The sequence below is a fragment of the Nonomuraea sp. NPDC051941 genome (genome assembly GCF_044593615.1).
Map to the genome: position 1 here is coordinate 120,472 of NZ_JBIUCF010000033.1, position 23,446 is coordinate 143,917.

The 23,446-nt window shown below is 72.0% G+C and carries 18 protein-coding genes; 10 read left to right on the top strand and 8 right to left on the bottom strand.

The features are described from left to right. Positions 1–113: 113 nt before the first annotated feature. The 3 genes from ACIHFD_RS42560 to ACIHFD_RS42570 form a co-directional block, all read right to left on the bottom strand. Entirely contained in the window at positions 114–929 is an 816-nt protein-coding gene (locus ACIHFD_RS42560) for an enoyl-CoA hydratase/isomerase family protein (protein WP_397371758.1), read from the bottom strand. Between the two features lie 151 nt (positions 930–1,080). Beyond that, on the bottom strand, positions 1,081–1,296 hold the full coding sequence (locus ACIHFD_RS42565; RefSeq protein WP_020547488.1) for a helix-turn-helix domain-containing protein: 216 nt from the start codon (positions 1,294–1,296) through the stop codon (positions 1,081–1,083). Positions 1,297–1,409: 113 nt separating this feature from the next. Continuing rightward, positions 1,410–3,008, bottom strand: a complete 1,599-nt coding sequence (locus tag ACIHFD_RS42570) for an ABC-F family ATP-binding cassette domain-containing protein (protein WP_397371759.1) — start codon at positions 3,006–3,008, stop codon at positions 1,410–1,412. Positions 3,009–3,222: 214 nt separating this feature from the next. On the opposite strand from ACIHFD_RS42570, the gene ACIHFD_RS42575 reads away from it, so the two are divergent. Next, on the top strand, positions 3,223–4,272 hold the full coding sequence (locus ACIHFD_RS42575) for a glycerophosphodiester phosphodiesterase family protein (RefSeq protein ID WP_397371760.1): 1,050 nt from the start codon (positions 3,223–3,225) through the stop codon (positions 4,270–4,272). Positions 4,273–4,323: 51 nt separating this feature from the next. Here ACIHFD_RS42575 and ACIHFD_RS42580 read toward each other — a convergent pair whose 3' ends face one another. Both ACIHFD_RS42580 and ACIHFD_RS42585 read right to left on the bottom strand, forming a co-directional pair. Further along, entirely contained in the window at positions 4,324–5,433 is a 1,110-nt protein-coding gene (locus ACIHFD_RS42580; RefSeq protein ID WP_397371761.1) for a pyridoxal phosphate-dependent aminotransferase, read from the bottom strand. A 142-nt stretch (positions 5,434–5,575) separates the two neighbouring features. Then, the gene (locus ACIHFD_RS42585; RefSeq protein WP_397371762.1) at positions 5,576–6,664 is read right to left on the bottom strand and encodes a PP2C family protein-serine/threonine phosphatase; all 1,089 of its coding nucleotides are present in this window, start codon (positions 6,662–6,664) and stop codon (positions 5,576–5,578) included. A 314-nt stretch (positions 6,665–6,978) separates the two neighbouring features. Between ACIHFD_RS42585 and ACIHFD_RS42590 the strand changes: the two genes are divergently transcribed. The 6 genes from ACIHFD_RS42590 (at position 6,979) to ACIHFD_RS42615 (ending at position 16,125) form a co-directional block, all read left to right on the top strand. Further along, positions 6,979–9,747, top strand: coding sequence for a hypothetical protein (locus ACIHFD_RS42590; RefSeq protein WP_397371763.1), 2,769 nt, complete (start codon positions 6,979–6,981; stop codon positions 9,745–9,747). Further along, entirely contained in the window at positions 9,747–11,222 is a 1,476-nt protein-coding gene (locus ACIHFD_RS42595; protein WP_397371764.1) for a hypothetical protein, read from the top strand. Before ACIHFD_RS42590 ends, ACIHFD_RS42595 begins: the two co-directional genes overlap by 1 nt. A gap of 132 nt (positions 11,223–11,354) precedes the next feature. Then, positions 11,355–13,100 (top strand): ABC transporter ATP-binding protein, encoded by a 1,746-nt coding sequence (locus ACIHFD_RS42600; protein ID WP_397371765.1) that lies wholly within the window; start codon positions 11,355–11,357, stop codon positions 13,098–13,100. After that, a complete protein-coding gene (locus tag ACIHFD_RS42605; RefSeq protein ID WP_397371766.1) occupies positions 13,097–14,857 on the top strand; it encodes an ABC transporter ATP-binding protein in 1,761 nt (586 codons plus the stop codon). The genes ACIHFD_RS42600 and ACIHFD_RS42605 overlap by 4 nt, the downstream gene beginning before the upstream one ends. 270 nt (positions 14,858–15,127) lie before the next feature. Continuing rightward, on the top strand, positions 15,128–15,745 hold the full coding sequence (locus tag ACIHFD_RS42610; RefSeq protein WP_397371781.1) for a Sir2 family NAD-dependent protein deacetylase: 618 nt from the start codon (positions 15,128–15,130) through the stop codon (positions 15,743–15,745). A 5-nt stretch (positions 15,746–15,750) separates the two neighbouring features. Next, a complete protein-coding gene (locus ACIHFD_RS42615; RefSeq protein ID WP_397371767.1) occupies positions 15,751–16,125 on the top strand; it encodes a YchJ family protein in 375 nt (124 codons plus the stop codon). 4 nt (positions 16,126–16,129) lie between these two features. Here the strand turns inward: ACIHFD_RS42615 and ACIHFD_RS42620 are convergent, their stop codons facing one another. The 3 genes from ACIHFD_RS42620 to ACIHFD_RS42630 all read right to left on the bottom strand — a co-directional run bounded on the left by ACIHFD_RS42620 (position 16,130) and on the right by ACIHFD_RS42630 (position 20,211). Continuing rightward, entirely contained in the window at positions 16,130–16,963 is an 834-nt protein-coding gene (locus ACIHFD_RS42620) for an SAM-dependent methyltransferase (protein WP_397371768.1), read from the bottom strand. Positions 16,964–17,123: 160 nt separating this feature from the next. After that, complete coding sequence (locus tag ACIHFD_RS42625) at positions 17,124–18,221, bottom strand: arabinogalactan endo-beta-1,4-galactanase (protein ID WP_397371769.1); 1,098 nt, start codon at positions 18,219–18,221, stop codon at positions 17,124–17,126. 10 nt (positions 18,222–18,231) lie between these two features. Continuing rightward, positions 18,232–20,211, bottom strand: a complete 1,980-nt coding sequence (locus tag ACIHFD_RS42630; protein WP_397371770.1) for a beta-galactosidase — start codon at positions 20,209–20,211, stop codon at positions 18,232–18,234. A 180-nt stretch (positions 20,212–20,391) separates the two neighbouring features. Here ACIHFD_RS42630 and ACIHFD_RS42635 point away from each other — a divergent pair, with 180 nt between their 5' ends. From ACIHFD_RS42635 to ACIHFD_RS42645, 3 genes are read left to right on the top strand one after another with little or no spacing between them, the layout of a single operon-like run. After that, a complete protein-coding gene (locus ACIHFD_RS42635) occupies positions 20,392–21,708 on the top strand; it encodes an ABC transporter substrate-binding protein (protein WP_397371771.1) in 1,317 nt (438 codons plus the stop codon). Further along, a complete protein-coding gene (locus ACIHFD_RS42640) occupies positions 21,705–22,589 on the top strand; it encodes a sugar ABC transporter permease (protein ID WP_350735197.1) in 885 nt (294 codons plus the stop codon). The genes ACIHFD_RS42635 and ACIHFD_RS42640 overlap by 4 nt, the downstream gene beginning before the upstream one ends. Then, positions 22,589–23,446 carry a carbohydrate ABC transporter permease gene (locus ACIHFD_RS42645; protein WP_350735199.1) on the top strand — a complete coding sequence of 286 codons (858 nt, stop codon included), beginning with the start codon at positions 22,589–22,591 and terminating at the stop codon, positions 23,444–23,446. Before ACIHFD_RS42640 ends, ACIHFD_RS42645 begins: the two co-directional genes overlap by 1 nt.

The following is a 23,446-nucleotide window of genomic DNA, read 5'->3' on the forward strand; positions in this document are numbered from 1 at the left end:
CGCCAGGCGGTCCTGGGTTCGCCTCGGACGCCCGGATGGGGCAGCGGTGGCGGGCGGCCGTCCGGGGCGAGCCCGCGAGGCCCCGCGCCTCCGAGGGGCGGCCGTCCGATGGGTCAGGCGAAGAGGGCCTTGATGCGGGCCGCCTGTTCGACCCGCTCGGCCGCACACTGCTCCTCCAGGGAGCGGCCCTGCGCCCCCTGGAGGAGTCGCTTCGTCGCGATCGCCGCGTCCCGGTTGACGGCCAGCAGCTCCGCGACCTTGTCTCGTACGGCTTGATCCAGGTCGCCCCGAGCGACCACTTTCTCCGCGAGGCCGATGCGCATGGCCTCGTCCGCGTGCACGGTCCTGGCGGTCAGGCAGATGTCGATCGCCTTGGCCAGGCCCACCAGCTCGACCAGGGGCTTGGTCCCCGTCAGGTCGGGCACCAGGCCCAGTGCGGGCTCTTTCATGCAGAAGGAAACATCATCGGCCACGATCCGCAGGTCACAGGAGAGCGCGAGTTGGAACCCCGCACCGATCGCGTACCCCTGCACTGCGGCGATGGAAACGATCTCCGGGCGGCGCAGCCACAGGAACCCCGCCTGTGCCTGGCTGATGCGCTGCTCGAAGGTTGCGTCGTCGCTCTTGGCCGCCGAGCTGAACGAGCCCTGTCCGGGCACCCCCTCAGGTGTGAACATCCGCAGGTCGATCCCTGCCGAGAAGGACGGTCCCTCACCTTTCACGACGACTACGCGCACCTGCTCGGGCAGGCTCTCGCCGATCCGAGCCAGCGCCGACCATGTCGCGAACGTCTGCGCGTTCCGCTTTTCCGGCCGGTCCAGCGTGATCGTCGCTATCTCACCGTCCACCTCGAGACGAACTCCGTGCTCCGCCGTGACGGAGACCTCGTCCGCATTCCCCCCGCGCTGTCGCGCCTGTGCTGCCGCCATCGCCCGCTCCCTCCAGTCCTGGTCGCGCAAGGAGTGCGCGCCCAGTGTGCTGACCGTCGCGCCCGAGCCTACAGAACATGGTTCTGGCCCGGGCGCGACGGTATGGCTGACTAGGGACGGGCGGCTGCGGTCGCACGTTCCGAGGCGGCCGTCAGCGCTTGGACTTGCCTCGGGTCGCCCCGCCGCGCCCGCGCAGAGTCACGCCGGACTCGCTCAGGATGCGGTGGATGAACCCGTAAGACCGACCGGTCGAAGCGGCCAGGGCGCGAATGCTCTCGCCCGCGGCGTAGCGCTTCTTGAGATCGCCGGCCAGTTTTTCCCGGTCGGCCCCGGTGACCCGGGTGCCCTTCTTCAGTGTCTCGGCCACGAGTACCTCCTGTAGTGCCGGACTTCCGCAGCGTTACTCCGCCATGATCAGTCATTTCAGCGGGATCGGCTACCTACTCCACGGGAAAAGATCCGTACCCACTCAAATTAAGATCAGGCAAGTGCCACAAGATCGGAAAATTCGTCGCTCCATGCGTCTTCAGTTCCGTCCGGTAGCAAGATCACCCTATCCGGTGACAGGGCGTCAACGGCACCCTCGTCATGTGTGACTAGGACGATTGCTCCTGAATAGGACCTCAGAGCATTGAGAACCTGCTCGCGGCTGACCGGGTCGAGGTTGTTCGTGGGCTCGTCGAGAAGGAGGACATTGGCGCTCGACAGCACGAGGATCGCCAGCGCCAGCCGGGTCTTCTCGCCGCCGGACAGCACCCCGGCGGGCTTGTCGACGTCGTCCCCCGTGAAGAGGAACGAGCCGAGCACCTTGCGCAGCTCGGTGTCGGTGAACTGGCCCCCGGCCGACTGCATGTTCTCCAGCAGGGTGCGGCCGGCGTCGAGGGTCTCGTGCTCCTGGGCGTAGTAGCCGACCTTGAGGCCGTGGCCGGGCCGGATCTCGCCCGCGTCGGGAGTCTCGATGTTGCCGAGAATCCGCAGCAGCGTGGTCTTGCCGGCGCCGTTCAGACCGAGGATGACGACCCTGTGACCTCGGTCGATGGCCACGCTGACGTCGGTGAAGACCTCCAGCGAGCCGTACGACTTGGACAGCCCCTCGGCCGTGAGCGGGGTGCGCCCGCACGGCTGCGGCTCGGGGAAGCGCAACCGCGCCACTTTGTCGCTTTGGCGCTCTTCCTCGGTGCCCGACAGCAACCGGTGCGCACGCCGCATCATGTCCTGCGCGGCCTTGGCCTTGGTGGCCTTGGCGCGCATCTTGTCGGCCTGCGCGAGCAGCGCACCTGCTTGTTTCTCGGCGTTGGCGCGCTCGCGCTTCCTGCGCTTCTCGTCGGTCTCGCGCTGGGCGAGGTAGGCCTTCCAGCCGACGTTGTAGTGATCGATCACCGAGCGGTTGGCGTCCAGATGCAGGACCTTGTTGACCGTCGCTTCAAGAAGACCGACGTCGTGGCTGATGATCACCAAGCCGCCTTGATGCGAACGCAAAAAATCACGAAGCCACCCGATTGAGTCGGCATCTAGGTGGTTTGTCGGCTCGTCGAGAAGGAGAGTTTCCGCCCCGCTGAAAAGAATTCGCGCCAATTCCACGCGCCTGCGCTGACCGCCGGAAAGCGTTTGCAACGGCTGTGACAGCACGCGATCGGGCAGCCCGAGGCTGGAGGCGATGGACGCGGCCTCGGACTCGGCCGCGTATCCGCCCAGCACGTGCATCTGGTCCTCGAGCCTGCCGTACTTCCTGACGGCCTTCTCGCGGGTGCGGTCGTCGGCGGAGGACATGCCGAGCTCGGCCTCGCGCAGCTTGCGCATGACCTCGTCGAGGCCGCGCGCCGACAGGATGCGGTCGCGGGCGAGCACCTCCAGGTCGCCGGTGCGCGGGTCCTGGGGGAGGTAGCCGACGCTGCCGCTGGTGGTGACGGCGCCGCTGGCGGGCAGGCCCTCGCCCGCCAGCACCTTGGTGAGGGTCGTCTTGCCCGCGCCGTTGCGCCCGACGAGCCCGATCTTGTCGCCCGGGTTGACCCGGAACGACGCTTTTTCGATAAGCAGCCGCGCGCCCGCGCGCAGCTCTATGTCACTGGCGATGATCATGTTGGCGGAACACTCCCGAGCTAGGAAACGGAGGATTGAGGCGTGCGACGCCAGATCAATCGGGAGTATGCATACGGATCAGTGTAGGCTGTTCGGACCCACGCGTCGGCAGCTTGGCCCCCCGCCGTGGGCAGGGCGCCTGATCGCGAAGGCTTCGTCCCGCGCTCATCTCGCGTACGCCCGGCCGTCCCCGTCATGCCAGATCTTGTCGCGTGTGAACAAGAAGAGATGGCTCGCGGTCCTTGCGGCGGCAGCGGTGACCCTGACGGCCACGCCCGAGGCGGCGCTCGCCGACGGGCGGCGTACGTTCGACCTCCAGGCGCACCGGGGCGGGCTCGGGCTCGTGGTGGAGAGCACCCTGCCCGGGTTCGCGAACGCGCTGGAGCTCGGCGTAGGCACGCTGGAGCTCGACGTGCAGATCACCGAGGACGGCCAGGCCGTCGTCACGCATGACAGGCGGATCAGCAACAGGAAGTGCCGCGACACGGCGCCCGCCGTGCCCGGGGACCCCGAGTTCCCGTACGTCGGCAAGTACATCAACACGCTCACCCTCCAGCAGGTCAGGACCATGGACTGCGGGTCGCAGACGCTGGCGGAGTTCCCGGGGCAGCGGGCGGTGCCCGGGGCGCCGATGACGATGCTGCGCGAGGTGTTCGACCTCGTACGCCGGTACCGGGCGTGGGGCGTGAAGCTCAACGTCGAGACCAAGGTGGAGGCCGGGGCGCCGAGCGAGACGGCGCCCAGGGAGCAGTTCGTCCAGGTGACGCTGCAGGAGATCCGGCAGGCGGGGATGCTGCGGCAGGTCACGATTCAGAGCTTCGACTGGGGCGCCCTGATGCGGATGCGGGAGCTGGAGCCGCGGCTGCCGCTCGTCGCGCTCACCAACCGCGACTTCCTGCAGACCGGACAGCCGGGCGCCTCGCCCTGGCTGGGCGGCATCGACATCGACGACTTCGGCGGCGACCCGCTCAAGGCGGTCAAGTCGTTCGGGGCGGACGCGTTCTCGCCGGTGCACGGGTTCCCGCAGAACGGCAAGGTGACCGACCCCGGCTACCAGGCGTACGTCACCAAGGACATGGTCGACCAGGCGCACGCCCTCGGCCTCAAGGTGATCCCGTGGACGATCGACGACGGGCCGACGCTGAACAAGCTCATCGACGACGGCGTGGACGGCATCATCACCGACTACCCCGACCGGCTGCGGCAGATCATGGCCGAGCGCGGGTTCAAGCTGCCCAAGCGCTACCGGCTCCACCGGCAGTAGCGGGGGCCCGCCCGGGCCCCGGCGGAGCGCTGCCGGGGCCCGGGCGGAATCTCAGGCCGACAGCGGGTTGACGTGCCGGTGGTGGACCCCGATGACGGGGATCTCGTGCAGGCTGCCGGAGTACAGGAACTGCGTCATGCCGATGAGCAGCCGCCGCACGTCGTCCTGCGGCCGCACGACCAGGCGGATGAACTGGCTGGTCGTGCCCAGCTTGTTGCCGCACTCGCGCACGTACACGCCGTGCTCGGAGAGCAGGTGGTCGCGCAGTCCCACCCCGTCGTAGCCGGGCGGCAGCTTGATCAGCAGGAAGTTGCCCTGCGACGCGAACACCGACAGCCCCGGCATGGTGCTGAGCTGCTGGAACATGGCCCGCCTGTCCGCGCCCACCAGCCTGAGGCTGTTGCGGTACTCGCCCATGAACTGCCGCATCATGAACACGATGACCTCGGCGAACGAGTTGAGGTTCCACTTGGGCAGCGCGTCGCGCACCCGCCCGGCCAGCGCCGGGTTGGCGACCATGTAGCCGAACCGGATGCCGTGCAGGCCGAAGTTCTTGCCCAGGCTGCGCAGCACGATCACGTTCGGCCGGACCGCCGCCTCGGCCGCCAGCCCCGCGTCCGGCTCGCAGTCCACGAAGTCGCCGAACGACTCGTCCACGATCACCAGGTCGAGGTCGATGAGCTCGTCCAGCAGCTGCAGGACCTCGTGCTTGGGCAGGTAGCCGCCGTCGGGGTTGTTCGGGTTGCAGATCACCGCGACCCGGGAGCCGCGCATGCGGATGAACGAGACGTAGTCCTGCACGTCGAGGGTGAAGTTGCGGCTCTCCAGCAGCGGGTACATGTCCACCCGCTTGCCCGTCTCCAGCGGCTGGTCGGTCCAGCGCCCGAAGGTCGGGATGGGCACCGCGAGGCTCTCGCGCACCAGCAGGTGATCGATCCAGGTGATCAACTCGGTCGACCCGTTGCCCATGGCGACCGTCTTCGGGTGGAGGCCGAGCGTGGCGCAGAGCTCCGCGGTGATCGTGCCCGCGTCGCTCGGATAGAACTTGAGAATCGTCTCCAGGTTTCTCCCGAGATGCTCGAAGATCTCCGGGGTCGGGAAATATGGGTTGCACGGGATGCAGAAGTCAACCGGCGCGCGCTCTCCTGACGAGGCACGCATCAACGAAAAATACGACGGGCTGTGAGCCTGTGCCCGCAAGAGGCTGAGCTCCACGACACCTCCATGGACATGTCCGATGTGTGTAGGTACGCGTGGGTGGAGCGACCGGTTCATGACGGTGCGCGAGCCGGCTCCCGGCAGGTCAGGACTCGGACCGGCGTAGCGTGAGGATCGCGATGTCGTCGCGCGGCGCGGTCCTGGTGAACGCGCGGAGATCCTCGCCGAGCGCCTGGGCGAGCCGGTCGGGAGGGTCGGGGGCCCAGCCCTCCAGGCGCTCCTCCAGCGGGTAGAAGGCGCCGCGGGGGTCGCGGGCCTCGGTGACGCCGTCGGTGCACAGCACCAGCGACGCGCCGGGCGGGAACGCGAACCGCGCGCCGCCGCGTGGCCCGGGGGCGAGCGTGCCCACGCCGAGCGGCACGGACGGCTCTCCGAGGTTGACCTGCCGCGCGTCACCGCGGTGGATCATGTACGGGGCGATGTGCCCGCAGTTGACCGCCTCGACGTCCAGCCGCCGGCTGATGTCCAGCACCAGGGCGGTGACCAGGCGCTCGGGCTCCCCGGTGGTGGCGGCGAAGGTGTTCTGCCTGGCCACGGCGTTCTCCATCGCCTCGACGACCCCGGCCAGCGTCTCCTCCCGGTAGGCCGCCTCCCTGAACGAGCCCAGCACGGCCAGCGCGGTTCCGATGGCGGGCAGCCCCTTGCCCTGCACGTCGGCGATGAGCACCCGGGTGCCGTGGTGGGAGACGGCGACCTCGTACATGTCGCCGCCCACCATCGTGTCCTCCTCCACCGGCTGGTAGAGGCCGTCGATGACGACGTCGGCGGTGCGCAGCGGCAGCGGGCGCACGATCAGCTGCTGGAGGGCGGCCGCCGCCGAGCGCAGCCGGTGCACCTCCTCCTCGCGCCGCACCCGGTAGGCGCAGCCGAAGACGCTCAGCGCGCCGAACACGGCCGTGAACCCGGCGGCCAGCAGGTTGTCGTCCAGCTCGCCGCCCAGGTACGTGGTGATCCCTCCCGCCGCCAGGACCACCCACAGCGACGCGACGACCGTCTGCCGCACGGTGCCCAGCCCGGCCACGATCGCCGGGAGGAAGATCAGCAGCGGGAACAGCCGCACCGCCGTGCCCGAGAGGATGTCGAGCGCGGCCACCACCGCGGTGATGACGACGAGCCCGGCGACGAACGCCGGTGTCGAGAGATTCGGCTCTTTGCGTCGCCCGCCATCCGTCACGAGTCCTTCATCCCCCGTCATGGAACGGCGTAACGGCGGTTTTCTCGAACGTACGGAAGAAAACCGTGAAATGAGCGGCCGAATTCGGGCTGTCGCACCCGGATCTGGCCTCTGTACAGGGCGGATAAGGGGATGAAAACCAGAAGTAAACGACTCTGCATCTTATGGCGGGATTTGCAGGTGTCGGTGGTTGGGCCCTCATGGTCTGCTTATTGATTTCTCATCGACGGTCTCATTGACAAGCAAAGATGATCTTGTAAGCATTTTGAGTTAAGACGTGCCGGGTGTAATTCCGCGCGAGAAGGGGTGGCCGTGTGAGCGAGCAGGACTGGACTTTGCTGCCGGCCGTGACCGTCCGGAGCGCGGGCTTCGCCTGGGAGCTCGTCCGATCCCTGGCCTACCCGCGGGCCGCGGCGGCGGCCGCCGAGGTCGTCCGGCTGGAGCGGCGGGCGCTCGACCTGCTCGCCGAGGCCCCGGCCCACCGAGCCCCGGCCGAGAACCCGGCCGAGAACCCGGCCGAGGGTCCGGCCCGCCGTGCCCCTGCCGAGGCCCCGGCCCGCCGCGCCTCGGCCGAGGACCCCCGTCCGGCCCGCAGCGCCGTAGGCGGGGACGCCCGTTCCGCACGCGGGACGGGCAGCGGGCGGCTGCCGCGTGGTCTGCGCAGCCGCCTGCGTGACCTGCGCCCGCTCCCGGGCGGCACGCCCGCGCCCGCCGGCTGGCTCGCCGCCTGGAACGAGGTGACCGGGTCGCTGGAGGACGCCCGGCTCGCCCTGGCGGGCACGACGGCCGCCGACGCGGCGCTCGCCCGCGCGGCCGTGGCCGGGATCGCGGCCGACGAGCGCTTCCTCGACGCCCTCGTGCGTTCGGCGCCCGGCCTCTACCGCGACCTGCGGCGCGGCGTCGCCAAGGGCGGCCGGCTGCGGCGCCTGGTCGGCTCGGTCCTGCAGGGGCTCTGCGCCACGTGCTGCTTCGGGCCGCTCGGCCACGGCCGCGTCGAGCCCGCGGCGGCCGGCGGCCACACCTGGTCGGGCCACCGGGAGCGGCCGCGGCGGGTCGCGTACCCGGCCGACTGGGTGGGCGAGTCGCTCCAGCGGCGCGTCCTGGCCGACCCCGTGCTCGTGGCGGGGCTGGTGCCGCGCCGCCGGACCTGGACGGGCGCCGTGCCGGACGCCGTGCCCGACGCGGCGCCGTTCGTCGCGCTGTGCGACGGGAGCCGGACGCTGGCCGAGATCGCCGCCGAGTCGGGGACGGAGCTGGAGCAGGCCGCGGCGGCCCTGGCGGTGGCGGTGCGCCGCGGGCTGCTCACCCACGACCTCTGCCCGCCGGCCACGGTCGCCGACCCGCTGTCCTGGCTACGCGAACGCCTCCCCGCCGAAACCCCCCGCCCGGACGCCCACCGCCGGGACGTCCCGCGCTCGGATGTCCCGCGCTCGGACGCCCTGCGCTCGGACGCCCATCGCCCAGACGCTCCCCGCTCGGAGGCTCCCCGTCCGGACGCCCCCCGTCCGGACGCCCACCGTTCGGGTGGTGACCTGTCGGTGGGGCGGCGCGTGCGGGAGATCACCGAGCTGCTCGCCCAGTATCCCGCCGCCTCTCCCGACGTGAAGCTGGCCCTCCAGCGGCGGGTCGAGACGCTGGCCGGCAGCGGGCGCGCGCACGACGACCGGCCCGGCGACGACCGCGTGGTCGTGCACGAGGCCGCGGCCGGCACCCTCCGGGTGACCGTCGGCGAAGGGCTGACGGCCGACCTGGAAGGCCGCGTGCCCCAGGTGCTCGACCTGCTCGCCGCCGACGCCGAGCTGACCAGGCAGCGCACCAACCGGCTACTCGCGGGCCGGCTCGGCGCGGGCACGTTCGGGCTGGCCGAGGTGCTGGGGGCGGCCGGCGGCCTGGAGATCCGCCACGGCGACCGCTTCGCCGAGCGGATCGCCGCGATCGTGCGCGCCGCCCCGCCCGGCGCCGCCACCGTCGACCTCGCGGGCCTGCTGGACGACCCCGAGCCGCCGGCCGCGCCCGTGCTCTGCTCGGCCGACGTGATGGTGGCCGCGCCGTCGCTGGAGGCGTACGAGCCAGGGCTGACCCCGCTGATCCTCGGCGACCTCCACGACGTCGCGCTGCTGACGCCGTGGGCCCTGCAGTTCCACCCCGACGGCGCCGCGCTCGTCGCCGAGCGGGACGCGGCGATCGTGCGGGCGCTCGGCGGCCACACCGCGCTCAACGTCATCTCGCGCCGCGCCACCGGCCGGCCGCCGCTGGAGTTCCCCGGGCCGGTGCTGGAGCTGGGCGGCGTGACGGCCGACGGCGGGCGGCGCCGGATCGGGCTCGACGAGCTGTACGTGCACAGCGACGGGCACCGGGCCGTCCTGCGGGCCAAGGGGGTGGACGGGCCGCTGCTGCTGCACAACGGCGAGCACGACGACACGGCGCTGCACACGGCGCTCGCCCTGCCCAGGGTTCGCCGGCCGGACCTGCGGCACCTCTCCCGGGTGCCCCGGCTGACCTGGGACAACGTGGTCATCTCGCGGCGCGCGTGGCGCGTGGGCCGGGCGTCGTTCGAGGCGCTCGGGCAGGCGGTCGGGGATCGCGAGCTGCTGGTCGCGATGGCGCGGCTGCGGGAGACGCACGACCTGCCCGTGACGTTCTTCGCCGCGTCCCCCCGCGAACGCCGGCCGATCCACGTGGACACCCGCTCGCCCGCGCTCGTCGAGGGGCTGGGCCGGCTGGCGGCCACGGCCGAGCGGCTCACGCTGACGGAGACCCTGCCGGGGCCGGAGGAGTGCTGGCTGCGCGACGGCGGGCTCCGGTTCGCCGCCGAGCTCCGCTGCGTCTACCTGCGCCCGGCCGGCGGCAGCCCGGCGTCCCGGCCGAAGCCGGAGACGGCTGACACGTGCTCCCCGGCGTCCCGGCCGAAGCCGGAGGTGACCGACACCTGCTCCCCGGCTCCGGCGACGCGTTCGCGGGCGGCTGCCCGCTATCCGGGACCGGCGGACGTGCGCGCGGACTCGTGCTCGCGGGTGGCCGACCCGGTGGCCCCGGGCGCGCGGGCGGCGCATCCGTACCCGTGGCAGGGGGATTGTCGCTGATGGAGCTGCTCGTCGTCCCGCCGCTCACCGACTTCACCACCGAGGTCGTGCCGCCCCCCGGAGCCGAGGTGCTCGACCTCAACGAACACGTCGTGGAACGCCTCGCCGACCCGTCCCGGCTGCGGGCCGCCGCCGAACGGCTCGACGGCGGGCCGCTCGCGGCGCTGCTCGAGCGGGCGGCGGCGGCCGTCCTGGAACGGCAGGCGTTCGACGACGCCCGCCTCAGAGCGGTGGGCACCGCGCTGCGGCTGGCGGCCGACCCCGCGGTCCGGCTCAGCATCGACGACCTGGAGCTGGCCGAGGGCAGCATGCAGAGCAGCAGGGACGTGCTCGGCGCGGCCGGGCGGTGCGAGGTGTTCCGGCCCGAGGTCGAGCTGGCCGCGCAGGTCGCCGGCGGGCGGCGGGCGCACGTCGCCCTGGACGGCGCCCGGCAGCTTCCCGCGGCGTTCGCGCTGGTGGGAGCGCTGGGAGCGGGGCGGGTGACGCTGTGCGGGCGGCTCGTGGCCGAGCACGGCACGGCGCTGCGGCGCGTGCCGGAGCTGGCCGGGGTCGAGTTCTCGGCGTGGTCGCCCGAACGGGTGATCCGCCCCTTGTGGCGCGCCGGCAAAGGGAAGGACACTGACGCCGGGCCCGTCGAGGGGGCACGGTCGCGGGACGCCTCGGACACCCGGCCGGGGAAGCAGGTGCGCTGGGTGACCGGGGCGTGCCGTCCGCCCGCGGGCGGGCCGTGGGCCGGATGGCTCGACGCGGAGCGGGTGGCCGCCTTCCCCAGGGACGTCCTGGCCCGCTGCCGCGGCCTGACGATCGCCGTGACGCGGATCGACTTCCTGGCCGCCGTGACCGGCCTGAACGGGTGGACCGTCAACCTGCGGCGGCTGCTGGCCGCGATCCCGCCGGGCGTGGCAGTGGCGTGCGAGCTGGTGCTGGGCGCGCCAGGCGTGGCCGCGGGCGCCGCGGGGGAGTCCGTCGAGCTGCTGGCGGCGGGCGCCGGCGGGGTCCGGCTGGCCGGGCTGCGGCCGTACCGGATGGCGATCCGCTCGGAGTGGGCCGGGCAGAGCGTGCGGTTCCCGCCGAGGGCCGGGGACGACCTGGTCAGGTGGGTGGAGTTCGACGCGCCCGACACGATGAGGGCCTACGAGGTCACCCGCATGATCAAGGAGTGGCTGGAGCGGCTTCCCGGGCTGCCGCCGGGGCGCCTGGCCGCCTGTTCCGTGGCCGGCGCGGAGTCCGTTGCCGGATGGGACCCGTGCGTGCAGGTGGTGGCCGGCGGCGCCGGGCCCGACGGGTGCGGGCCCGGGACGTTCGCGGTGAGCCTGCGGTCGGGGCGGTCGTTCCGGCTCAACCCGTACCAGGTCGTGCCCGTCTCCCGGCTGGCCGCCGACGACCCGCACGCCCTCGACTGCCTCCCGGGCCCCGCCCGCGCGCGGCTGACCGACGGGCTGGCGCGGGCCGGGGTGCTGAGGGGGAGCGGGTAAACCGGTTGCCCCGGCCCGCGCGGGGCTGCTGTACTCCCAGGAGCGAGCCCATCGGATCAAGGAGGTCGGCGATGAGGACAACGTTCATGTCCCGCCAGAGCAATGAGACCTCCTATCCAAAGGGCATGACGTTTGTCATCGAGATCATTCGACCAACGGATTCCACCGCATAGCACCTCCGTCCTGCGCCTGCTGCGCCCAGGACCCCGCCGGAGCGCCGCGCTCGTCGCGGCCATAGCCGCCGCCACCGCGCTCCCGCTGGCGGCTCCGCAGATCACCCGCCGCTTCGTGGACGACGCGATCGGCGGCGCGAGCATCAGACAGCTGACCCTGATCGCCGTCGGCTACCTGGCGCTGGCCGTCGCCGGCCAGGCCGCCCGGCTCGTCACCGCGTGGCTGGCCGGCCGTCTGGCCTGGGACGGCACCAACCGCCTGCGCGAGCGCCTCGCCCGGCACGCGCTCGGCCTGGACCTGGGCTTCCACGGCCGGCACACGCCCGGCGAGATGATCGAACGCGTGGACGGCGACGTCGTGGCCGTGGCCGACTTCGTCGTCGCGTTCCTCATGGACGTCGTGGCCAGCGTGCTGCTCCTGGCCGGGGTGGTCATCATCGTGTTCGGCGTCGACTGGCGTCTCGGCTGCGCGCTGCTGGTCTACTGCCTGCTCATCGGGTGGGGGATGGCCCGCGCCCAGCGGCTGGCCGTCCCGGCCGCCGCCCGGTCACGCGCGGCGAGCGCGCGGCTGTTCGGCATGCTGGAGGAGCGGCTGGCCGGAGCCGAGGACCTGCGGGCCAACGGCGCCGGCGAGCACACCGTACGCCGCTTCCACCAGGTCAGCGCCGCCCTCTACCGCGCCGAGGTCAGGGACGCGCGCATCGGGACCACGCTGCTGGCGGGCACGTCGGTGGCGTTCGCCGCGGGCACCGCGATCATGCTCGCGCTCGCCGCCTGGGCGCTGCGGTCGGGGACGCTCACGGTCGGCACCGCCGTGCTGATCTTCCAGTACACGCTGATGGTACGGACGCCGTTCGAGCGGCTCATCGACCAGATCAGGCAGTACCAGGCGGCGCTGGCCGGCCTGGCCCGCATCGCGGACCTGCTGGCCGAGCGGCGCACGCTCCCCGAGGGCACCCGGCCCCTGCCCGCGACCGGCCCGCTCGGCCTGCGCCTGGACGGCGTCGGCTTCGCCTACCCCGGCGACGACGAGCAGGTGCTGTCGGGCGTCACCCTCACGCTGGCCCCCGGCGAGACGCTCGGCCTGGTGGGGCGCACCGGCAGCGGCAAGACCACGCTCGCCCGCCTGGCGCTGCGCCTGTACGACCCGACCGAGGGCGCCGTACGGGTCGGCGGGCTGGACCTGCGCGAGGCCGACCAGGCGTCCCTGCGAACGCGGATCGGCGTGGTCACGCAGGACGTGCAGCTCTTCGCGGCGAGCCTGCGCGACAACCTGACGCTCTTCCGGCCCTCCCCGGGGGACGGCCGGCTGCGGGAGGTCCTCCACGGCGTCGGGCTGGGCGACTGGCTGGCCGGACTGCCCGGCGGGCTCGACACCGAGCTGCGCGAGGTGTCGGCGGGGGAGGCGCAGCTCATCGCGTTCGCCCGCGCGTTCCTCGCCGACCCCGGGCTCGTCGTGCTCGACGAGGCGTCCAGCAGGCTCGACCCCGCCACCGAACGCCGCATCGAGCGGAGCATCGACCGCCTGCTCGACGGCCGGACCGGCGTGATCATCGCGCACCGCCTGTCCTCGCTGTCGCGCGTGGACAAGATCGCCGTGCTCGACCACGGCAAGATCGTCGAGTACGGCCGCCGCGCCGACCTCGCCGCCGACCCCGGCAGCAGGTTCGGGCGCCTGCTCGACCTGGCGGGGGTGAGCCGGTGAAGCCGGTCATGCTGGTGGCCACCAGGCTGGCCACGTTCGACTTCCGCCGATACCTCGTCGGCGCGCTGCTCTGGCTGCCCGTCCACGTGATCCCGCTGGCGAGCGGGCTCGTGCTGCAGCGGATCTTCGACGGGCTCGGCGGCGACCCGGGCTGGGCGCTGTGGTTGTGCGCGGCGTTCGTGGGCGTGGAGGTCGCCCGGGGTCTGATGATCGTCATCGCGTGGACGTACGGGGTCTACTGGTGGGCCGCTGCGGCCACCCTGCTGCGCGCCAACACCCTGCGCTCCGTCCTGACCGCCCGCGGCCCCGCCGCGGCGCGGCTGCCGCACTCGCCCGGCGAGTCCGTCGCCCGCCTGCGGGACGACGTGGCCGACGCGGTCGACTTCACCGACGAGAGCGTCAGCCTGGCCGGGACGACGCTCTTCGCCGTCGCCGCGCTGGCGATCATGGCGTCCGTCGATCCGGTCATCACGGTGGCGCTGGTGCTGCCGATGGTCGCGGTCGGCGTGCTGAGCAGGCTCATGCGGCAGACCATCGGGCGGCTGCACCAGCGGGCCAGGACGCTCGGGGCGGCCGTCACGGCGTACGTGGGCGAGATCTTCGGCGGCGTGCTCGCGATCAAGACCGCGGGAGCCGAGGAGGCGGCGCTGGAGCGGCTGCGCGAGCACAACCGGCGGCGGCGCGCGGCCGCCGTCAAGGACCGCCTGGCCACCGACCTGCTGGACGCCACGACCGGCGCGACCGTCGAGCTCAGCATCGGGCTCGTCCTGCTCCTGGCCGCCCCCGCGATGCGCGGCGGCGAGTTCACGGTGGGCGACCTCGCGCTGTTCACCAGCTACGTCGGCTGGCTCACGGCTCTGCCCCGGTCGATCGGTACCGTCCTCTACCGCCTGCCGCAGGCCGCGGTCGCCACCGACCGGCTCACCCGGCTGATGGCGCCGCACGAGAGCGCCGGCGACCTGTCGCGCGGCGCCGACGTCTGGCTGCGCCGTGACCCGCCGGCCGTCGCGGCCGTGCCCCCGCACCCGGGCCCGCTCCGGGTGCTGGAGGTTCGCGGGCTGAGCGCTGGCGGGGTGCGGGGGATCGACCTGCGCGTCGAGCGCGGCTCGTTCACGGTCGTGACGGGCGCGGTCGGCTCGGGCAAGACCACCCTGGTACGCGCCCTGCTCGGCCTGCTGCCGCTGGACGAGGGCACGATCTCGTGGAACGGCGTGCCCGTCGGCGACCCGGGCACGTTCCTCGTCCCCGGCCGGGCGGCGTACGCGAGCCAGGTGCCGAGGCTGTTCTCCGAGACCCTGCGCGAGAACCTGCTCCTCGGCCGGCCCGCGACCGACGCCGAGATCGGGCGGGCGCTGGAGCTGGCCGCGTTCGAGCCGGACCTGGCCGCGATGCCCGACGGGCTCGACACGGTGGTGGGGCCGCGTGGGGTGCGGCTGTCCGGTGGGCAGGTGCAGCGGGCCACCGCGGCCCGTGCCCTCGTACGCGACCCGGACCTGCTGGTCGTGGACGACCTGTCGTCCGCGCTCGACGTCGAGACCGAGCGGCTCCTGTGGGAGCGGATCGCCGGCCACGGCACCCTGCTGGTCGTCTCCCACCGGCAGGCCGCGCTCGAACGCGCCGACCAGATCGTGGTGCTCGACCGCGGCCGGGTCGCGGGGCGCGGGCGGCTCGGCGAGCTGCTGGAGAGCTGCCCGGAGATGCGGCGGCTGTGGAGCGCCGAGCGGATCGCCGAGGCCGAGGAACGCACGGGCGACTAAGCGTGCCCATCTCCGCGCCCGCCCGTCCCCAGGGCCGAGGGACGGGCGGGCGCGGAGATCAGGCACCATGGAGGGTGTGACAGTGACACGACTGGCCGAGCTGGTCGCGGGCGGAGGCGTGGCGGTGCTCAGCGGAGCGGGCCTGTCGACCGAGTCCGGCATCCCCGACTACCGGGGGCCGACCGGCCGCTCCCGGCGCGCGGAGCCGATGACGTACCAGCGCTTCGTCGGCAGCGATACTGGGCGCGCAGCCACGTCGGCTGGCGGGAGATCGGCCAGGCCCGGCCCAACGCCGGCCATCAGGCGGTGGCCGAGCTGGAGCGGCGCGGGCTGCTCACCGGCATCGTCACCCAGAACGTCGACGGCCTGCACCAGGCCGCCGGGGCGCGGCGGGTGATCGAGCTGCACGGCGGGCTCGACCGGGTGGTGTGCCTGTCGTGCCGCGAGCGCACGCCCCGCGCCGAGCTGGAGCGGCGGCTGCGGGCCGCCAACCCCGCCTGGGAGGCCGCCGCCGCCCGGATCAACCCCGACGGCGACGCCGTGCTCACCGACGCGCAGGTCACCGGGTTCCAGGTGGTCGACTGCGTGGCGTGCGGCGGGGTGCTCAAGCCCGACGTGGTGTTCTTCGGCGAGAACGTCCCCCGGCCCCGCGTGGACGAGTGCTTCGCCCTGGTGGCGGGCGCGAGCCTGCTGCTGGTGCTGGGGTCGTCGTTGACGGTCAGGTCGGGGCTGCGGTTCGTCACCAAGGCCGCCTCGCTCGGCATCCCCATCGCCATCGTCAACCAGGGGGAGACCGGCGGCGACGCCGACGCCTCGCTCACCCTGGACGCCCCGCTCGGCCCCACGCTGACCGAGCTCACGACCCGGCTGCCGGTCCCGGCACAATAGGGGGCATGCCTCGTACATGCCCGTGCGGCCTGCCCACCTCCTACCAGGACTGCTGCGGCAGGCTCCACCGGGGCGAGGCGGCGGCCGCCACCGCCGAGCAGCTCATGCGGTCCAGATACAGCGCGTTCGGCGTGGGGGATGCCGCCTACCTGCTGCGCACCTGGCATCCGTCCGCCCGCCCGGCCCGGCTCGACCTGGACAGGAAGACGCGCTGGGTGCGGCTGGAGGTGCTGGAGACGACCGGCGGCAGCGTCGTCCACACCGAGGGCACGGTGCGCTTCCGCGCCCACTACGTCGAACGCGGCAATCCGGGGGAGATGGAGGAGAACAGCAGGTTCGTCCGTTTCGAGGGCCGCTGGGTGTACGCGGGCGCGCTGTAATCCCTCATCGGGGCTTGCGCGCGACGGCGCCGGCCAGCGTGTGACGGGACAGGCCGGGCCAGGCGAGGTCGCCGGAGGCCGGCCGCCATTCCGGCAGCGGCACGAGCCCGGGCTCCAGCAGCTCCAGGCCGTCGAGGCAGGCGAGGATCTCCTCACGGGTGCGCCACCGGCCGGTGCCCAGGGTCTCGTTGAACAGCTTCTCGGCGGCGTACGCCTGGGCGGACGCCTCGGGGTGCTCCGTGCCCGGGTCGTAGAAGTGGGAGACGGCCAGGTGGCTGCCGGCCGGGAGGCGGGCCATCAGGCGGGCGGCGATCCCGGCCGGGTCCTCGTGGTCGGCCAGGTGGTGCAGGATGCCGAACATCAGCAGCCCCACCGGCTCGCCGAAGTCGATGAGGCGCCTGGTCTCCGGGTCGTCGAGGACCGCGTCCGGGTCCCTGACATCGGCCTCGACGACCGTGGTGTCGCCGTTCACGGCCAGCAGCGCGCGGCCGTGGACGAGTACGATCGGGTCGTGGTCGACGTAGACGACCCGGCTGCCGGGGGCGGCCGACTGGGCGATCTGGTGGACGTTGTCCCGCGTGGGCAGCCCGGAGCCGAGGTCCAGGAACTGGCGCAGCCCGGCCTGTGCCGCCAGGAACCTGACCACCCGCCCGAGGAACTCCCGGTTCGCCCGCGCCGCCTCCGGCGCGTCCGGGACGATCTCCAGCGCCCGCAGCGCCATCTCGCGGTCGGCCTCGTAGTTGTCCTTGCCGCCGAGCATGAAGTCGTAGACACGGGAGACGTTGGGCCTGGAGGTGTCGATTCCGCGCGGCGCGCGCTCCGGCCGGCGGTCGACCATGGGGCTCCTTCGGGTACGCACCGTGGTGCGGAGGTGGCGTAAAGCGATCATAGTGTCGCGGTAAGCCAGATTTCCGCAATTTCGGTAAATGCCGGTCAGGATTCCGAGTCAGGCTCGGCTTGGTGGCTTCCGGGGATGAGGGAGGGGCGCGTGCGGGAAGTCAGGCGTGGCCGAGGACGCGCATGGCGGGCAGGGCGCGGTCGGCGTAGTCGAACAGGGCCTGGTTCTCCCAGCCGTTGCCCGACGACGGGTCCGCCGGGTCCCAGCCGTTGCCCTTGACGCCGGTCCAGGTCGCCTCCCAGGTGAACAGGCCGAGGCCCAGCCCGTCCGGGACCTGCCGGACGATGTCGGCGACCTTGGCCAGCATCGCGGCCTGGCCCTGCGGGGTCGCCGGGTAGCCGGGGTACGGCTCCGCGGAGACGATGATGTTCGGCCAGCCGTCGTCGTCCTCCGTCGTGAACGGGTACGCCGTCTCCACCACGACCACCGGCCGCCCGTAACGGGTGGCCACGTCGTTGATGTTGGCCTGGAACGTCTCCAGGGTCCCGTGCCAGTACGGGTAGTAGGACAGCCCGATCACGTCGTACCGGATGCCGTGGGCGGCGGCGTTGTCGAACCACCACCGGTACAGCCCGTTGTCGCCCCCGTTCGCCAGGTGCAGCACGACCTTGGTCGCGCGCGAGACCCGCTTGACCGCGTCGTACCCGGCGTTCAGCAGGCGGGCGGTGCTCGGCCAGTCGGCGTTGGAGCCGTCCGGCCAGAGCAGGCCGCCGTTGATCTCGTTGCCCACCTGCACCATGTCCGCCGTCGTGCCCTGGCGGCGCAGGGCGGCGAGCACGTCGTACGTGTGGTCGTACACGGCCTGCGCGAGCCGGTCGAGCGTGAGCGACTCCCACGCGGCGGGCTTGAACTGCTTGCCCGGGTCCGCCCAGGTGTCGGAGTAGTGGAAGTCCACCAGGAGCTTCATGCCCTGCGCCTTGGCCCGCTTGGCGACCGGGAGGATCCGCGCCTTGGTGTTGTAGCCGTCGGCCGGGTTCACCCAGACCTTGAGCCGGATGTAGTTGAGCCCGGCGTCCGACAGGATGCGCAGCGCGTCGCCCTCGCGGCCGCGGGCGTCGCGGTAGACGCCGCCGTACGCCTCCGACTTGGCGAGGCTGGAGACGTCCGCACCCCTGATCCGCAGCACCCCCGCCTGGGCCGGGTGCGCGACGGTCAGGGACGCGAGCACTAACAGGAGCGTGGTCAGGATGCGTTTCATCGAGGTCTCCCTAGGGGGTGGTGGCGATGACCGTGACCGCGCCGGGCGCGACGGTGACCGATCCTTCGTGCCGTACGCCGTCGAACACGCTGGTCCCGGACACCCCCTCGACCGTCGCGGGCTCGTCGCCGTGGTTGATCAGGAAGACGTGGCCACCCCGGCGGACGAGTTCGAGGGTGTCGGGGAGGCCGCGCGGCCGGGACACGTCCGCGTGGTCGAGCACCTGGCCGAGGAGCTCGCGCAAGCCGGTGACGGGTGCGGTGGCGAGGTACCAGGCGGAGCCGGCGCCCAGGTCGTGGCGGGTGACGGCGGGGTGTCCCGCGTCGGGTCCGGTGGCGAAGTCGCGTACGGCGACCGCGCCCGCCGGGTGGATCCGCTCGGACCAGATCCGGGCCGTGCCGCCGCCCGCCAGCGTCACCGTCTCGTGCTCGCGCAGCGGGTGGAACTCCTCGATCGACAGGCCCAGGAGCTCGCGCAGCGCGCCGGGGTGGGCACCCGGGTGGATGGTGTCGTGCTCGTCGACGATGCCGGAGAAGTAGGAGACGAGCAGGTTGCCGCCCGCCTCCACGTACCGGTGGAGGTTCTTGGCGGACGCCTCGGTCAGCAGGTACGAGCTCGGCGCCACCACCACCCGATATCCCGAAATATCGGCGGAAGGATGGACGAAGTCCACCGTGACGTGCTCCCGCCACAACGCCTCGTAGAAGGCGTCCATCCGCTCCCTGAACGTCAGGTCCACCGACGGCCGCCAGTCCAGCTCCAGCGCCCAGTACGACTCCCAGTCCCAGACGACCGCCACCTCGGCCGGCACCCGGCTGCCCCGCAGCCCGGCCAGCCCGCGCAGGTCGGCGCCCAGCCGGACCACCTCGCGCCACTGCTCGGAGCCGGTCCCCGCGTGCGGCACCATCCCCGAGTGGAACTTCTCGGCCCCGAACCTCGAGGCCCTGAACTGGAAGAACAGCACGCTGTCGGAGCCGCGGGCCACGTGTGCCAGGCTGTTGCGGCGCATCTCGCCGGGGCGCTTGGCGATGTTGCGCGGCTGCCAGTTGACCGCCCCCGCCGAGTGCTCCATGAGCATCCACGGCGCGCCGCCCGCCACCGAGCGGGCCAGGTCGGCGGACATGGCCAGGTCGATGTGGTTGTCCGGCCGCTCGGCCCGCAGGTAGTGGTCGTTGGCGACCACGTCCAGCTCGCGGGCCCACTGCCACAGGTCGGTGGACTTGCAGTTCACGGTGCCGGCGAAGTTCGTGGTCACGGGGATGCCGGGGGTGAGCTCGTGCAGGATGTCGCGCTGGAGCGCGTAGTGCTCGCGGTGCTGGCCGTCGCTGAAGCGGGCGTAGTCGAGGCGCTGGGCCGGGTTGACCACCGTGTGGTTGAACCGGGGGGCGTCGATCTCCGCCCAGTCGGTGTACGTCTGGCCCCAGAACGTGGCTCCCCAGGCCTCGTTCAATGCGGAAACATCCCGGTAGGTGGCTTTCAGCCAGCCGTGCCAGGCCGCCACGCTGTGCTCGCAGTAGCACTCGCCGAGCGGCGCCCCGTACTCGTTGTGCACGTGCCACATGACCACGGCCGGGTGCCCGCGGTAGTGCTCGGCCAGCGCGCGCACCAGCCGCGCGGTCGCCTCGCGGAAGGCCGGGGCGCTGGAGCAGGCGCTCTGCCTGCCGCCGAACCCGATCCGCGTCCCCTCCCTGGTCACCGGCAGCACGTCCGGATATTTCCGGATGAACCAGGCGGGCGGGGCAGCGGTCGGCGTGGCCAGGTCGACGGCGACCCCCGCCTCGTGCAGCCGGTCGACGATCTCGTCCAGCCAGCCGAACTCGTAGCGACCCTCCGCGGGCTCCATCAGCGCCCACGAGAACAGGCCCAGGCTGACCAGGTTGACCCCGGCCTCGCGCATCAGGGCCACGTCCTCCTCCAGGATCTCGCGTGGCCACTGCTCCGGGTTGTAGTCGCCGCCAAAGGCGATGCCGGCAGGACGCTCCGGATACATCCATCCCCCTAGAGAAGCTCTTCTGTGAACGTGCACAGTAGCGCCCACCCGGTCTCCCCGGGAACAGCCGCCCTGACTTATCCCGATAATGGCTGATTAACGAGAGCATAACGACCCCTTGACTCGCGTTTCGCGCCTGTTTCACTCTGTGCACGTTCACAGAACTTTCTGGAGGTACGCATGCGCGCCAACCGCCTCGGAGCCGCCCTGGCCGTCGTGCTCACGGCTGCTCTCGCGAGCTGCGGGTCCAGCGAACCCGCCCGAAGCACCGAGGCGGCGCAGAGCCCCACGGCCGCCGCCAAGGGACCGGTCAAGCTGACGTACTGGACCTGGGCCCCCAACATGGACAAGATCGCCGCCGTCTGGAACCAGTCGCACCCGGACATCCAGGTCACGGTCAGCAAGCAGGCGGGCGGTGACGACGCGGCCGCCAAGTTCCTCACCGCGGCCAAGGCCGGCAACCCGCCGGACCTGGTGCAGGCCGAGTACCAGCACCTTCCCTCGTTCGTCGCCGCCGACGCGGTGGCCGACATCAAGGCCGAGACGGCCTCGATCAAGGGAGAGTTCGCCGAGGGCCTGTGGGGCCTGGTCACGCTCGGCACGGAGGGCGTGTACGGGATCCCGCAGGACAGCGGCCCGATGATGCTCTTCTACCGCAAGGACCTGTTCGACAAGTACGGCATCGCGGTCCCCAAGACCTGGCAGGAGTACGCCGACGCCGCGCGCACCGTGCACAGGAAGGACCCGAAGGTGTACCTGGGCACGTTCTCCAGCAAGGATCCGGGAGCGTTCACGGGCCTGGCCCAGCAGGCCGGGGCCCAGTGGTGGTCGATCAGCGGCGAGTCCTGGAAGGTCGGCATCGCCGACGAGCCCACCAAGAAGGTCGCCGACTACTGGGGCGGCCTGGTCAAGGAGGGCGTCATCGACGACATGCCGTACTTCACCCCCGAGTGGAACAAGGCGCTCAACGACGGCAAGCTGCTCACCTGGCCGTCGGCGGTCTGGGCCCCTGGCGTGCTGGCGAGCAACGCGCCCAAGGCCAAGGGCAAGTGGGCCGCCGCGCCGCTGCCGCAGTGGAACGCGGGCGAGAGCTTCAGCGGCTTCTGGGGCGGCTCGTCCACGGCCGTGTCCGCCAAGACGCCGAACAGGGACGCCGCCGCCCAGTTCGCCACCTGGATGAACACCGACCCCGCAGCCTTGGACCTGCTGGTCAAGGAGGCCGCCATCTACCCGGCCGCCACCAAGGCCCAGTCGTCGCTCGGCCAGGCGCCCGACTACTTCTCCAACCAGCCCGACTTCTGGCAGCAGGCCGCCGCCGTCTCCGCCGTCGCCCGCGGCTTCACCTTCGGCCCGAACGTCGGCGTGACGTACAACGCCTTCAAGGACAACTTCGACAAGGCCGTGCAGAACAAGTCATCGTTCTCCGACGCGGTCCAGGGCATGCAGGACGCGACCGTCGCCGACATGCGCAAGTCCGGATTCCAGATCGCCTCATGAAGAAGTCCGGGAGGGGGGCGTGGCCGTACCTGTTCCTGACCCCCGCGATCGTGCTGTTCACGCTCTTCCTCGCGGTCCCCATCGGGTACACCGTCTGGCTGGCGACGCGCCGTACCAAGGTGTCCGGGCTCGGGCTGGGCAGGGGCGCGCGGAAGGAGATCTTCGTCGGCTTCGACAACTTCTCCGCCGCCCTGTCCGACCCCGAGCTGTGGCACGGCTGGCTGCGCGTGCTCGGCTACGGCGCGCTGGTGCTGGTCGTGATGCTGGGGCTGGCCCTGCTGTTCGCGCTGCTGCTGGACTCGGCGCGGGTGCGGCTGGCCCGGTTCTCGCGGATCGCGATCTTCCTGCCGTACGCGGTGCCGGGCGTGGCCGCCACGCTGCTGTGGGGCTTCCTCTACCTGCCCTCGCTCAGCCCCATCAGGGACGTCCTGGACATCGACTTCCTCGGCGCGAGCACCGTCACGTTCTCCATGGCGAACGTGGCGGTGTGGGGCGGGACCGGCTTCAACATGCTCGTGCTCTACACCACGCTCCGGGCGATCCCGCGCGACCTGTACGAGGCCGCGCGGCTGGACGGCGCGTCCGAGCTCCAGATCGCCCTGCGGGTGAAGATCCCGATCCTCACCCCGGCGATCATCCTGACCACCGTCTTCTCGATCATCGCGACCATCCAGGTGTTCACCGAGCCCACCGCGCTGCGGCCGCTGACCAACACGATCAGCTCCACGTGGAGCCCGCTCATGAAGGTCTACCGCGACGCCTTCGTCACCGGCGACCTGTACTCGGCAGCCGCCACCTCGATCGTCATCGCGGCGATCTCGCTCGTCATGTCGTTCGGGTTCCTGCGCGTGGTCCGCAACCGCGCCTTCGGGGAGGGCTGATGGCCACGACACACCGCGCGACGGTCGCGCGCACGCCGTGGGGGGTGGCCCCGACCGGGCTGCTCCTGCTCGGCGCGATCTACTGCCTGTTCCCGGTGCTCTGGGTGCTGATCGCGGCGACCAAGTCGCCGGGCGAGCTGTTCACCACCTCGACGCTGGCCTTCGGCACCGGGTTCGCCGACAACGTGACCGAGCTGTTCGCCTACCGGGACGGGGTGTTCTGGCTGTGGGCGGCCAACACGCTGCTGTACGCGGGCGGCGGCGCGCTGCTGTCGACCGCGGTCTCGGCGATCTCGGGGTACGCGCTGGCGAAGTTCCGCTTCCCCGGCCGCGACCTCATCTTCAACCTGCTCATCGGCGGCATCCTCGTGCCGGCCGTGGTGCTGGCGATCCCGCAGTACCTGCTGTTCTCCAAGGTCGGGCTGGCCGACACCTACTGGGCCGTCCTGCTGCCGCAGATCCTGCACCCGTACAGCATCTATCTGGCCCGCATCTACGCCACGGCGGCCATCCCCGACTCGCTGCTGGAGGCGGGGCGGATCGACGGGGCCACCGAGTGGCGGCTGATGTACCGGGTGGCCCTGCCGCTGATGGTGCCGGGCATGGTGACGATCTTCCTGTTCCAGTTCGTGGCCATCTGGAACAACTTCCTGCTGCCGTTCATCATGCTCGGCGACGACGGCAAGTTCCCGCTCACGGTGGGCCTGTTCACGCTGCTGGAGTCGGGGGCGAACCAGCCCTCGCTCTACAACCTGATCCTCACCGGGGCCTTCCTGTCGCTCGTCCCCTTGATCGCGCTCTTCCTCACGATGCAGCGATACTGGAAGACCGACCTGTCCTCCGGAGCCGTGAAGTAG